Here is a 12844-nt window from a genome sequence, read left to right as displayed (position 1 = left end):
GCCGATGATCCTGCTCGCCGTCGGCTCAGTGGCATCCGGCGCCCTGTTCGCCATCGGCGGCACCCTGGCGCACTGGCTCCAACCCGTCGTCGGCGCCCACGAAGCACACCACGCCCTACCCGCCTGGCTCGTCACCATCATCGTGCTCTCCGTCGTCGCCATCGGCATCCTCATCGCCTACCGCATGTACGCACAAAAGCCGGTCCCCGACACCGCACCCCAGGAGGTATCGGCACTCACCGTGGCCGCCCGCAAAGATCTGTACGGAGATGCGATCAACGAGGCTCTGCTAATGAAATCGGGCCAGGTCCTGACCAAGGATCTGTTCTGGGTCGACAACAAGGGGGTGGACGGCGCCACAAACGGGCTGGCCACTCTGGTCGGGCGCACCTCGGACGGCCTGCGGCTGGTGCAGACCGGTTTCGCCCGCTCCTACGCCCTTTCGATGCTGGCGGGCGCAGCCCTCATCGTCGCAGTGATCCTGGCGGTGCAGCTGTGGTGACCTCAGTGCCTTGGCTGACGATCATGTGGGCGGTGCCGATGCTCGGCGCCGCGGCGGTGATGCTGATTCCGGCCACCGGTCGCGCGCTGGCCAAGTGGTTCGCGCTAGCGGTCTCGGTGGTGGTGCTGGTGCTCGCCGCCATCGTCGCTGTCGGGTTCGACCCGTCGGGCCAGCAGTACCAGTTCGTCGAAAACATGCCATGGATACCGTCTTTCGGAACGGGCTACATCCTCGGAATCGACGGCATCGCGCTGGTGCTCATCGTGCTGACAGCGGTCCTTGTGCCGCTGCTGATCGTCGCGGGCTGGAACGACGCCGATGACCAGGAGGGGTTGCGCGGCCGCTCCACACACACCTACCTCGCGCTGACCCTTGCCGTCGAGGGCATGGTGGTGATCTCCCTCGTCTCGCTGGACGTGCTGCTGTTCTACGTGTTCTTCGAGGCCATGCTCATTCCGATGTACTTCCTGATCGGCGGGTTCGGCGGCGAGAATCGGTCCAAGGCGGCGGTGAAGTTCCTGCTGTACAACCTGTTCGGCGGGTTGATCATGCTGGCCGCGGTCGTCGGCCTGTATGTGGTGACCGCCCAGAGCGATGCCTTCGAGGCGGGCACCTTCGATTTCCGCGCGATCGTCGCCGCCGTGACCAGTGGTGAACTGGCCGTCAACCCGGCCATCCTCAACGCCCTGTTCCTGGGCTTCATGTTCGCGTTCGCCGTCAAGGCACCGCTATGGCCTTTCCACCGCTGGCTGCCCGGCGCCGCCGTGGAGGCCACCCCGGCCAGCGCGGTGCTGATGATGGCGATCATGGACAAGGTCGGCACCTTCGGCATGTTGCGCTACTGCCTGCAGTTGTTCCCCGACGCCTCAGCGTATTTCCGGCCGCTGATCATCACCCTGGCCGTCATCGGCATCGTCTACGGCGCGATACTGGCCATCGGCCAGACCGACGTGATGCGGCTGATCGCCTACACGTCGATCTCGCACTTCGGTTTCATCATCCTCGGCATCTTCGTGATGACCAGCCAAGGCCAGTCGGGTTCGACGCTGTACATGGTCAACCACGGCATCTCAACCGCCGCGCTGTTCCTGATCGCCGGGTTCCTGGTGTCGCGCAGGGGAACCCGCCTTATCAGCGCCTATGGCGGCGTTCAGAAGGTGGCCCCCGTTTTGGCGGGCACATTCCTGGTCGCCGGGCTGGCCACGCTGTCGCTGCCAGGGCTTGCGCCGTTCATCAGCGAATTCCTGGTCCTGATCGGCACATTCACGCGTTACCCGGTGTTCGCGGTGGTGGCATCGAGCGCCCTGGTGCTTTCGGCGATCTACATCCTGTGGATGTACCAACGGATGATGGGCGGTCCGGTGACCGAAGGCAACGACCGGCTACGTGACCTGATCCCCCGCGAACTGGCGGTGGTGACGCCGCTGATCGCGCTGCTGCTGGTACTCGGCGTGTACCCGAAAGTTGCTCTGGACGTGATCAATCCGGCCGTCAGCCACACGCTGACCACCATCGACCAACCCGATCCCCCTGCCAAACTGGCGGAAGGCCGCCCACGATGAACCTGCCAACTCCCAGCGTCGAATACGGCCTGCTGTCGCCGATGCTGATTGTGATCGGAGCCGCCATCGCGGGCGTGCTGGTCGAGGCCTTCGTACCGCGCGAACGGCGTTACATCGTTCAGGTGCTCCTCAGCCTGGCCGGTCTGGTGGGCGCATTCGTCGCGGTGGTGCAGTTGGCCCGTGGGCTGCACGGCGCCGTCGGCCACCTGGCCGTGGTCGGAGCGGTTGCCATCGACGCCCCCACCCTGTTCCTGCAGGCCACGATCCTGGTGGTCGGAGTTCTCGGCATCCTGCTCATCGCCGAGCGGCGAATCCCCGCCGAAGACGCGTCGGAGTCCGAAAACGCTGTGGGCGGGCTCGATTCGTTCACCCCGCAGGCGTCCGCGGCAGTCGGAAGCGTCGCCGAGAAGGCGGCGACCAAGGCCGGCGTGATGCAGACCGAAGTGTTCCCGCTGACGCTGTTCGCGATCGCCGGAATGCTGATCTTCCCTGCGGCCGACGACCTTCTGGCCATGTTCGTGGCGCTCGAGGTGCTGTCGCTGCCGCTGTATCTGATGTGCGGCCTCGCCCGCCGACGTCGCCTGCTGTCGCAGGAAGCGGCGCTGAAATACTTTCTGCTCGGCGCGTTTTCGTCGGCGTTCTTCCTGTATGGCGCCGCGATGCTGTACGGCTATGCCGGCACGCTCAGCCTGAATGGGATCGCCGACGCGATCCACGCCAACACAGGCAAGGCGTCACTGGCGTTGATCGGTGTCAGCCTGGTGCTTGTCGGCTTGCTCTTCAAGGTCGGTGCGGCGCCGTTCCACTCCTGGATCCCCGACGTCTATCAGGGCGCGCCGACACCCGTCACGGCGTTCATGGCGGCGGCAACCAAGATCGCCGCGTTCGGCGCCCTTCTGCGCATCTTCTACGTCGCCGTGCCCGAGATCCGCGCCGACTGGCGACCGGTGCTGTGGGCGATCGCGATCCTGACCATGGTGGTCGGCACCGTTACCGCGATATCCCAGTCCGACGTCAAGCGGATGCTTGCCTACTCCGCGGTGGCACACACCGGGTTCATCTTGACCGGCGTGATCGCGCTGAACGAGTCCGGCCTTTCGGCGACGCTGTTCTACCTGTTCGCCTACGGGTTCAGCACGGTGGGCGCGTTTGCCGTCGTCGGCCTGATCCGCGACCGGGCGGGCGAGGAAGAGACCACGCTTGCGCGCTGGGCCGGGCTTGGCCGCCGCTATCCCATTGTCGGCATCGTGTTTGCGTTGTTCCTACTCGCCTTCGCGGGCATTCCGCTGACCAGCGGGTTCGTCAGCAAGTTCGCGGTGTTCAAGGCCGCCGGTGAGGGCGGCGCAATCCCTCTGGTGATCGTCGGTGTGATCGCCAGCGCCGTCGCCGCGTACTTCTACGTGCGGGTCATCGTGCTGATGTTCTTCACCGACCCGCCCGAGGATGCGCCGATCGTGGTGGTGCCAAGCATCTTCACCACGGCAGTCATCACGATCACCGCCGCAGTGACATTCGCGCTCGGCGCGCTGCCGCAGCCCGTGCTCGACCTGACGAACATCTCCAATCAGTTCCTGCGCTAGCCCCCTTTCCGCCCAAACCAACACATGGGCGAGAAAGTTCGAGAAGATCTCGCCATTACGTCCATCTCGACGAGAGGGAGGTCATGGCGCAACCGCTCGTCCTGATCGCCGATCACGGCGCGGTTCGGGTGCTGACGCTGAACCGGCCCGCCGCGAGAAATGCGCTGAGCCGCGCCCTCATCAAGGCCGCTTACAGCGCGTTGACCGAGGCCGACGCCGACGAGTCCGTCCGCGCGGTGGTGCTGACCGGCGCGGACCCCGCGTTCTGCGCGGGCGTGGATCTCAAGGAGGCGCAACGCGACGGGCTCGGCTACTTCGAGGAGTTCCGGTCGCAGAGCTGTATCGCCGCGGTGGCGAAGATGCGCACACCGATCGTCGGGGCGATCAACGGTGCGACGTTCACCGGTGGACTGGAGATGGCGCTCGGCTGCGACTTTCTCATCGCGTCGCAGCGAGCCGTGTTCGCCGACACCCACGCCCGCGTCGGGATCCTGCCCGGCGGCGGAATGACCGCGCGGCTGCCCCAGCTCGTCGGCCTCGGCATGGCCCGTCGGCTGTCGATGACCGGCGAGGTCGTCGACGCCGCCCGCGCCGAGAAGATCGGGCTGGTGACCGAGGTCGTCGCACATGAGCGGCTGCTGGAGCGCGCGCTGGAGCTGGCGGGCCAGATCGCCGAAGTACCGAGCCCAACGATGTTGGGGCTCAAGGAGATTTACACGACCGGAGCCGCTGCGGTGATCGATCCGGCGTTGGCCGCCGAGGAGAAGATCGCGTTCGCGCAGCACCGCGACTCCCCGGACTTTTCGGCTGGGCTCGGCGACCAGTTCCGTGCCGTGGCCGAACGCAACAAGCGCCAGATCGAGTCGACGGAATAGCGCGCCACGGGTCCCCGTTGTTGGGCCCATGGCATCCTTGACGGGTAAGACGGCGCTGGTGACCGGCGCTTCACGGGGAATCGGGCGGGCGATCGCACTGCGATTGGCCGGCGACGGCGCGGTCGTCGCCGTTCACTACGGAAGCAACGAGTCGGCCGCGGCCGCCACTGTCTCCGAGATCGAAGTCGCGGGCGGGGAGGCATTTCCCGTTCGCGCCCAGCTCGGCGTCGACGGTGACGTCGACGAGCTGTTTGACGGGCTGGAGAAGGGCCTCGCAGGCCGGCCACTCGACATTCTCGTCAACAACGCGGCCATCTCCACCTCCGAGGCCACCATCGAGGCGGCGACGCGCGACCAGTTCGACCGAGAGTTCGCGATCAATGTCCGTGCGCCGTTCTTCATCACTCAACGTGCGCTGCCGCTGATCCGCGACGGCGGGCACATCATCAACATCTCGTCCGGCGTCACATGGTTCGCCACTCCGCAGATCGTCTACTCGATGACCAAAGGGGCCCTCAACGTGATGGGCCGCGCGCTGGCGCTCGCTGTCGGCGAACGGGGAATCACCGTCAACAACGTGTCCCCCGGCGTCACCGACACCGACATGAACTCGTGGCTGCACGACAGCGAGGAGGCATCGGAGGGGGTCAAGCAGATCGTCGCGCTCAAGCGCGTCGGGCAGGCGGCCGAGATCGCCGACGCTGTCGCGTTTTTCGCCGGTAACGACAGCCGATGGGTGACCGGGCAGACACTCGACGTCAACGGCGGCCTCTGGCTGGGCCGCGGTGTGGTGCAATGAGGCTCAGCACTCCCGCTTGAGGATGAACTCCACCGAGCGGTGACCCTCCAGCCCCGGCAGCGGCGGAAGTGTCGTCATGTCAACCTGCTTGCGGGCTTGCTCGGCAACCGGCACGTCGGGGTTGTACACCGACAGGTAGACGTCGTGAGCGGCCAGCGACGCGACCGCGACGTCGATGAAATCGTCGACAGTCTCGCCGTGCGTGCCATATGGACCGTGCTCGAAGAACCATCGCGGTTTGTCCGGCAGCGAGTCATACGCCGCCGCAACGGCTAACGCGAACTCGATGTGGTCGCGCTGATTCGGCGCACCTGGCGCCCACTCCGGTCCGCTGTAAAGGGTGATGACGACGTCGGGGGCCAGTTCGGTGATCGTCTCGGCGATTTTCGCCCGCAGCTCGGGCGTGTTGAAGATCTGGCTGTCGGGGAAGTCCCAGAACTCCACATTGTCAACGCCCACGATCGCCGACGACCGTCGCTGCTCTCGCTCACGCAGCGGGCCGCACTCCTCCGGCGACATACCGGGGATGCCGACCTCGCCGCGGCACGCCAGCGCGTAATGCACGTGCTTGCCTTGCGACGTCCATTTGGCGACGGCGGCGGCGCAGCCATACTCGGTGTCGTCGGGATGGGGAACCAGGACCAGCGCCGTGGCCCAGTCGGTGGGAAACGGTTGATGGACCACGGATATCAGGCAATCACACCGTGGGCGACGATGGCAGTCGTCTGGTCAACCCAGTCGTCGTCGAGTTCCTCATCGGGCCACAACAGCAGTCGCAGCATGGTGGCGCCGCCGATCACCTCGATCAGCCGCTGCGGGTCGATGTCGGCGTGCACCTCCCCGCGGCGAACTGCGTCGGCCAACCGAACCCGCACGGCGTTGAATACGTCGGCGAAGCGCCCCATCACTCTCGCGTTCAACTCGGCGTCGGCGGTCATGTCGGCGATCAGACCCGGCAGCGCGGCGCGCACCACCGGGCTGGTGAACACACTGCCCGCTGCGGCGATCATCGCGCGCACGTCGGCACGGAAATCCCCCGCCGGTGTCTCGATTGCGGTCGGCGCCGCGGGAAACGCCGCCTCGTGGACGAGCTCGGCCTTGCTGGACCACCGGCGGTACAACGCGGTCTTGGTGGTGCCCGCCCGGTCGGCGACCGCCGCCATCGTCAGGTTCGAATAGCCGATTTCCACAAGCAGATCCGCGGTCGCGCGCAGTATGGCAGCGTCGATGCGTGGGTCCCTTGGCCGCCCGGCCGCTGGGCCCTTGTCAATTGAAGTCGGGTCTGCTTTCATAACGCTACCCACCGTATCGTAATTAGGCCGGAGGAATAACCTTGGCTACAGAACCGGCTGTCGAAGACGTCGGCCGACTCCAGCGCTCCGCACGAGACATCAGCACGCTTCCCGATGTGATGTCGCAGTGGCTGTCCACGGTGATGCCCGGCGGTACCAAGCCGGCGGTGACCGTGGAGAGCGGCGTGGACTCGAACGGGATGTCCTCGGAGACCATCATCCTGACCGGACGCTGGGACGCCGACGGCCAACGCCATGAGGAGAAGTGGGTGGCGCGCGTGGCGCCGGCCAATGAGGACGTGCCGGTGTTCTCGTCCTACCGGATGGACCACCAGTTCGACGTGATCCGGTTGGTCGGAGAGCAGACCGACGTCCCGGTGCCGCGGGTGCGGTGGCTGGAGCCGACGGGCGCGGTGTTGGGCACGCAGTTCTTCCTGATGGACTATGTGTCCGGGGTCGTCCCGCCTGACGTGATGCCCTACACGTTCGGCGGCAACTGGTTCGCCGACTCGCCCGCCGAGTCGCGCCGCGAACTGCAGGACAACACCGTCGACGTGCTGGCCAGGCTGCACTCGATACCCGAGGCCGAGGACACCTTCGGGTTCCTGGCCGATGGGCGTGACGAGCCAAACGCGTTGCGGCGCAACCTGGACTGGCTCACGGCGTGGTATGAGTTCGCGGTCCCCGACATCGGCCGGTCCCCGCTCGTCGAGCAGGCGCTCGAGTGGCTGGAGGCCAACTGGCCGCAAGACGTCGCCGCCACACAACCGGTACTCGTCTGGGGCGATTCCCGGGTGGGCAACGTCCTCTACGAGGACTACAAGCCGGTCGCCGTGCTCGACTGGGAGATGGCGACGCTGGGGCCTCGCGAGATGGACGCCGCGTGGATGGTCTTCGCGCACATGGTTTTCCAGGAGCTCGCGGGCCTGGCAGGCATGCCGGGTCTGCCCGACTTCATGCGTGAGGACGACGTGAAGGCCACCTACGCCCAGAAAACCGGCGTCGAGTTGGGCGACCTGAACTGGTTCTACATCTACTCCGGGGTGATCTGGTGTTGCGTCTTCATGCGGACCAGCGCCCGTCGCGTCCGGTTCGGTGAGATCGAGAAACCCGACGACGTCGAGTCGCTGTTCTATCACGGCGCCCTGCTGCGGCGCCTCATCGGAGGAGAAGCCTGATGCTCGGCCCCATGGATGAATTCCCGATCCACCAGCTCCCGCAGCCCATCGCGTGGCCGGGTTCGTCGGACCGCAACTTCTACGACCGGTCCTACTACAACGCGCACGACCGCACCGGCGACATCTTCCTGATCACCGGCATCGGGTACTACCCAAACCTGGGCGTCAAGGACGCGTTCGTCCTCGTCCGGCGCGGCAATACGCAGACGGCGGTGCACCTTTCGGATGCGATCGACCAGGATCGGCTCAACCAGAACGTGTTGGGCTATCGCATCGAGGTCACCGAGCCACTGCACAGGCTGCGGATCGTGATGGACGAGACCGAGGGCATGGCCGTCGACCTGACCTGGAACGGGTTGTTCGACGTTGTGCAGGAGCAGCGGCACATTCTGCGAGCCGGCACCCGAATCACGTTGGACGCGCAGCGGTTCGCCCAGGTGGGTTCATGGAGCGGGCACATCGCCATCGACGGCGAGGAGATCACCGTCGACCCGTCGGCGTGGATCGGCACGCGCGACCGGTCGTGGGGAATCCGGCCCATCGGCGAGGCCGAACCGGCTGGGCGGCCTGCGGATCCGCCGTTCGAGGGCATGTGGTGGCTGTATGTGCCGATGGCGTTCGACGACTTCTCGATCGTGCTCATCATCCAGGAGGAGCCGAGCGGGTTCCGGTCACTGAATGACTGCACCCGGGTGTGGAAGGACGGCCGCGTCGAGCAGCTGGGCTGGCCGCGGGTGAAGATCCACTACACGCCGGGCACCCGGATCCCTACGGGCGCAACGATCGACGCCACCGCGGCCGACGGCACTCCCGTGCACTTCGATGTGGAATCCAAACTGCCCGTGCCGATTCACGTCGGCGGCGGCTACGGCGGCGACTCGGACTGGATCCACGGCGTGTGGAAGGGCGACAAGTTCACCGAGCGGTTGACCTACGACATGACCGATCCCGCGATCATCGGGCGGGCCGGCTTCGGCGTCATCGACCACGTCGGTCGTGCGGTGTGCACTTCAGCGCACGGGACGCCGACGGAGGGTTGGGGTCTCTTCGAGCATGGTGCGCTTGGCCGCCACGACCCGTCGGGCTTCACGGACTGGCTCACCGTCGCGGACTAGTTCGATTGCGCGAAATCGACGTTTGGGCGCGTTCTCGGACTTTCTCGCCCAAACGTTGGTTTGGGCGGCACTTTTTGGGTCAGCTCGCGCCCGCCGCGATCACCTCGTCCACCTCGATAGCCCGGCTGGCCATCTCGGCGTGTGCCTTGTCCAGGGCCTCGGCCTGATCCTCATCGGCCTTCATCAGCGCATCGATGTCGAAACCGGCCATGTCGTGCACACCCATGTCCGTGAACGCGCGCTGCACCTTGTCGCCCCACAACCCGATGTCCTTGACGATCGGCACGATGCGGCTGAACAGGTGTGAGCGGAACTGGATCATCAGCGGCGACGTGTCGACCCACTCGGCACACGCTTTCACGTCGAGGCCGAGGGTCTCGAAGACCTCCTCGCCGCGGAACCGGTCGCGCATCAGGTAGCAGGCGTCCACGACGAACTCTTCGCGCTCACCCCGCTCTGCCTCGGTCAGCGCAGAGTAGTAGTCCTTCAACGAGATTCGCCCGAAAGCGACGTGGCGGGCCTCGTCCTGCATGACGTAGGCCAGCAACTGTTTGGCCATTGAGTCCGGCGGCGCCAAGTCACGCAGCACCCCGAAAGCGGCGAGTGCCAGTCCTTCGATGAGCACCTGCATGCCGAGGTAGGGCATGTCCCAGCGCGAGTCGCGCAGGGTGTCTTCCAGCAGTGCAGTGAGGTTCTTGTTGATCGGGTAGACCAGCTCGACCTTGTCCTGCAGGAACCGCGAGAACGCCTCGACATGCCGAGCCTCGTCCATGGTCTGGGTGGCCGCGTAGAACTTCGCGTCCAGGTCCGGGACGACCTCGACGATCTTGGCCGCGCACACCATTGCGCCCTGCTCGCCGTGCAGGAACTGCGAGAACTGCCAGGCTTGGAAGTGCTTGCGCATCTCGGCCCGACGTGAATCGTCTGCTGACTCCCACATCGGGCTTCCGAACAGCGGATGGAACTCGTCGGGCAGCCCGACCGGGTTCATCGGGTCGACGTCTTGGCCCCAGTCGATCCGCGACTGGGCGTCCCACTGCTTGTCCTTTCCCTTTTGGTACAGAGAAAGGAGCCGGGCGCGTCCGTCGTCGTACTCCCACGTGAAGCGTGCGTCACCGGCGCTGGGGACCTCCCACGAGTACGGCTCGGGCACGTCGGTGTATTTGTCCCTCGTGGTCATACGTTTTGCCGCCCCTCTGGTGGTCGGATACTGACGGATAAATTAATCAAGCACTGTTTTGCCGAAAAGAGCGCTCAATTTACAAAATCTCCCTCACCGGGGCGTCGTAACCCTGTCGGCGCAGACCGTCGCGTTCACATTGGCCACGGCAGAGCCACTGATCAACGTTTTGCAGCCGACTACTCGCACTTTGACTGCGAAACGTCGATCGCTGGTGCCTGTGGGATCGGCGCCCAAACGTTGGTTTGGCAGCCGAACGGGCGGATCAATGGTCGCCGAGCCGGACTTCCTAGGCCGTCTGAGTCGACTTGGCGTCGACACGACCGAACACCATGGACTCCTCGATGCGGTCGAAGCGGTGGTCGATCGAGTCCAACACGTAGTTGTGCCGCACATTCCACGGCCGGCGCGTGCCCGACTTCGGCAGCGCGTGCAGGGCCCGCTGCACGTAACCCGCGTTGATGTTCCATGCAGGCTTCTCCGGCATCGGGACGTCGCCCAGATGCGGGTAGGCGTGCGTGTAGCCATGAGAGTCCATGTACGCCAACAGCTTTGCCACGGCGCGCGCCGTCAGGTCAGCCCGAAGCGTCCATGACGCGTTGACGTAGCCGACGCACCAGGCTGCGTTCGGGACGTCCTCGAGCAGGTGCTCCTTGTAGACGAAACGATCCTGCGGCTTGACCTCTGCTCCATCGATGCTCAGCGCGACACCGCCGAGCGCCTGAAGTTGGATGCCGGTGGCGGTCACGATGACATCGGCGTCAAGTCGCTGCCCGGAGCGCAAAACGATGCCGGTCGCGTCGATGTGGTCGATGTGGTCGGTGACCACGTCAACCCCGCCGGCGGCGATGGCTTCGTAGAAATCGTCGTCGACCATGACGCACAGCCGCTGATCCCACGGGTCGTAGCGCGGGTTGAAGTGCACGTCGACGGGATAGTCCGCAGGCAGTTTGCTCTTTGCGTGGCTGCGGATGTACCGCCGGCTGAACCGGGGCGCCGCACGGGCGACTCCGTAAACCAGGACTGTCAAGAACTTGGCGAACAACAAGATCGCGGCATTGGCAGCCCGGCGCGGCAAGACTCTTCGGAACGCCTGCACCGCAGGGTTGATCCGCGGCGTGGACAGCAGGTAGGACGGCGAACGCTGAAGCATGGTCACGTGGGCGGCCTTCTCGCTCAGCGACGGGATCATGCTGACCGCGGTGGCACCGCTGCCGATGACCACAACCCGCTTGCCCGTGTAATCGAGTGACTCCGGCCATAATTGGGGGTGCACGACATCACCGGTGAATTCGTTGATGCCGGGAAAGTCGGGGACGTAGGGCTCGTCGTAGTTGTAGTAACCGGAGCCGAAGAACAGGAACCGGCCGCGGTACGTCGTCGGCTCACCGCCGGCGATCTCGGTCTGCACCGTCCAGGTGTCGGTCGCCGAATCCCAGTCGGCGGACATGACGCGCGTGTTGAAGCGGATGTGGCGGTCGATGCCGTGCTTGCGGGCCGTCTCAGTCAGGTAGGCCTGGATGTCGGGACCGTCGGCGACGTACTCCGGGCGGGTCCACGGCTCGAAGGGATAGCTCAGCGTGAAGATGTCGCTATCGGACCGAATGCCCGGATAGCGGTGAAGGTCCCAGGTTCCGCCGATCCGCGCTCGCCGTTCGAGAACCCGGTAGGACAGCTTCGGGTTCTTTTCGTGGATGCGGTAGGCCGCACCGATCCCGGAGATCCCCGCGCCGATGATCAGAACGTCGGAGTATTCGGACTCGGCCATGGGTTCCACGATATGTGGTCAGCCGCTGAGCGCGTCAACGATCTCGGCCAACGTCTCCGGCGCTACCGGACCGGGCTGATAGAGGCAGATCCGGTCGGCTATGCCGTCGACCCGATCACGGATATGGGCCGCCACCTCGGCGGGCGTGCCGCACGCGGCGATGGTGTGCAACACGTCGTCGTCGATGAGCGTGCCCATCTCCTGCCACCTGCCCTGCTTGGACAGCGCGTTGAGTTCCGGCTGCAGATCGCCCCAGCCGTGGATCTCGAGCACCGGGCGATAGGCGGGCGTCGAGCCGTAGAAACCGAGAAGCCGGCGCGCAGCCGTGTGGTCGTCGCCGACCGACACGATGATCTCGGGGATGACGGCGAAGTCCTCGACCGCCTTGCCCGCGGCGGCAAGACCCTCCCGCACCGCGGGCATCGTCACCTCGTGCAGGAACCGCTTGTTTCCGAAGGGCATCACGAGCAGGCCGTCGGCGTGCTCGGCGGTCGCGCGGGTCAGCCGCGGGCCAAGCGCACCGACGTAGATCGGCGGCGGCCCGTACGGGTTCTCGCCGGGGCTGAACGTCGGGGTCATCAGCGTGTGGCGGTAGTACTCGCCGCGAAAGTCGAGCCGTTCGCCGGTCTCCCAGGCCTGGAATATCGCCCTCAGGGCCGCGACGAGCTCGGTCATCCTGGCGACCGGCTTGTCGAAGTCGGCGCCGAACCGTTTCTCGATCTGGGTGCGGATCTGCGTGCCAAGGCCGAGCGCGAACCGGCCCTCGCTGAGCAGCTGATGGTCGATCGCCTGATGGGCGAGATGAATCGGATTGCGGGGAAACGCAATTGCGACGTTGGTCATCAAATCCAGGCCGCCGACGGTCGACGCCAGGGTGAGCGGCGAGAACACGTCGTTGGTGCCTTCGAACGTGAACACCCCGCTGGCACCCGCATCGCGGTAGGCCCGCGCCTGTTCGATCGCATTGATGGGCCCGAACAACGCTGTCATCAC

General features: G+C 65.6%; 11 protein-coding genes and 1 pseudogene. 7 read left to right on the top strand and 5 right to left on the bottom strand.

Annotated features, from left to right (window positions below; genetic code table 11):
- From D6M19_RS13365 to D6M19_RS13345, 5 genes and pseudogenes are all read left to right on the top strand, one after another.
- Nucleotides 1–502: pseudogene (locus D6M19_RS13365) on the top strand (NADH-quinone oxidoreductase subunit L); the annotation flags it as partial.
- Nucleotides 496–2064 (top strand): NADH-quinone oxidoreductase subunit M, encoded by a 1569-nt coding sequence (locus tag D6M19_RS13360; RefSeq protein ID WP_123025696.1) that lies wholly within the window; start codon nt 496–498, stop codon nt 2062–2064. The pseudogene D6M19_RS13365 and the gene D6M19_RS13360, both read left to right, overlap by 7 nt.
- Nucleotides 2061–3644, top strand: a complete 1584-nt coding sequence (gene nuoN, locus D6M19_RS13355) for an NADH-quinone oxidoreductase subunit NuoN (RefSeq protein ID WP_123025695.1) — start codon at nt 2061–2063, stop codon at nt 3642–3644. Before D6M19_RS13360 ends, nuoN begins: the two co-directional genes overlap by 4 nt.
- Before the next feature lie 83 nt (nt 3645–3727).
- Complete coding sequence (locus D6M19_RS13350) at nt 3728–4519, top strand: enoyl-CoA hydratase (protein ID WP_123025694.1); 792 nt, start codon at nt 3728–3730, stop codon at nt 4517–4519.
- Nucleotides 4520–4547: 28 nt separating this feature from the next.
- Entirely contained in the window at nt 4548–5318 is a 771-nt protein-coding gene (locus D6M19_RS13345; protein WP_123025693.1) for an SDR family NAD(P)-dependent oxidoreductase, read from the top strand.
- A gap of 3 nt (nt 5319–5321) precedes the next feature.
- Here the strand turns inward: D6M19_RS13345 and D6M19_RS13340 are convergent, their stop codons facing one another.
- Together D6M19_RS13340 and D6M19_RS13335 are read right to left on the bottom strand one after the other, a co-directional pair.
- Nucleotides 5322–6002: a PIG-L deacetylase family protein gene (locus D6M19_RS13340; RefSeq protein ID WP_123025692.1), complete on the bottom strand. Its 681-nt coding sequence runs from the start codon at nt 6000–6002 to the stop codon at nt 5322–5324.
- 5 nt (nt 6003–6007) lie between these two features.
- A complete protein-coding gene (locus D6M19_RS13335) occupies nt 6008–6610 on the bottom strand; it encodes a TetR/AcrR family transcriptional regulator (RefSeq protein ID WP_123025691.1) in 603 nt (200 codons plus the stop codon).
- Between the two features lie 41 nt (nt 6611–6651).
- Here D6M19_RS13335 and D6M19_RS13330 point away from each other — a divergent pair, with 41 nt between their 5' ends.
- Together D6M19_RS13330 and D6M19_RS13325 are read left to right on the top strand one after the other, a co-directional pair.
- Nucleotides 6652–7788: a phosphotransferase gene (locus D6M19_RS13330; protein WP_123025690.1), complete on the top strand. Its 1137-nt coding sequence runs from the start codon at nt 6652–6654 to the stop codon at nt 7786–7788.
- Entirely contained in the window at nt 7788–8903 is a 1116-nt protein-coding gene (locus D6M19_RS13325; protein WP_123025689.1) for an Rv3169 family protein, read from the top strand. Before D6M19_RS13330 ends, D6M19_RS13325 begins: the two co-directional genes overlap by 1 nt.
- Before the next feature lie 79 nt (nt 8904–8982).
- On the opposite strand, the gene D6M19_RS13320 is transcribed toward D6M19_RS13325, so the two are convergent.
- The 3 genes from D6M19_RS13320 to D6M19_RS13310 all read right to left on the bottom strand — a co-directional run bounded on the left by D6M19_RS13320 (nt 8983) and on the right by D6M19_RS13310 (nt 12841).
- Nucleotides 8983–10083, bottom strand: coding sequence for a ferritin-like domain-containing protein (locus D6M19_RS13320; RefSeq protein WP_123025688.1), 1101 nt, complete (start codon nt 10081–10083; stop codon nt 8983–8985).
- A gap of 289 nt (nt 10084–10372) precedes the next feature.
- The gene (locus D6M19_RS13315) at nt 10373–11851 is read right to left on the bottom strand and encodes a flavin-containing monooxygenase (RefSeq protein ID WP_123025687.1); all 1479 of its coding nucleotides are present in this window, start codon (nt 11849–11851) and stop codon (nt 10373–10375) included.
- 18 nt (nt 11852–11869) lie between these two features.
- Entirely contained in the window at nt 11870–12841 is a 972-nt protein-coding gene (locus D6M19_RS13310) for a TIGR03617 family F420-dependent LLM class oxidoreductase (RefSeq protein WP_164478472.1), read from the bottom strand.
- Nucleotides 12842–12844 lie beyond the last annotated feature (3 nt).

Source organism: Mycolicibacterium stellerae (genome assembly GCF_003719305.1).
Classification (GTDB): Bacteria; Actinomycetota; Actinomycetes; order Mycobacteriales; family Mycobacteriaceae; genus Mycobacterium; species Mycobacterium stellerae.
This window is presented reverse-complemented; position numbering and strand designations above follow the sequence as displayed.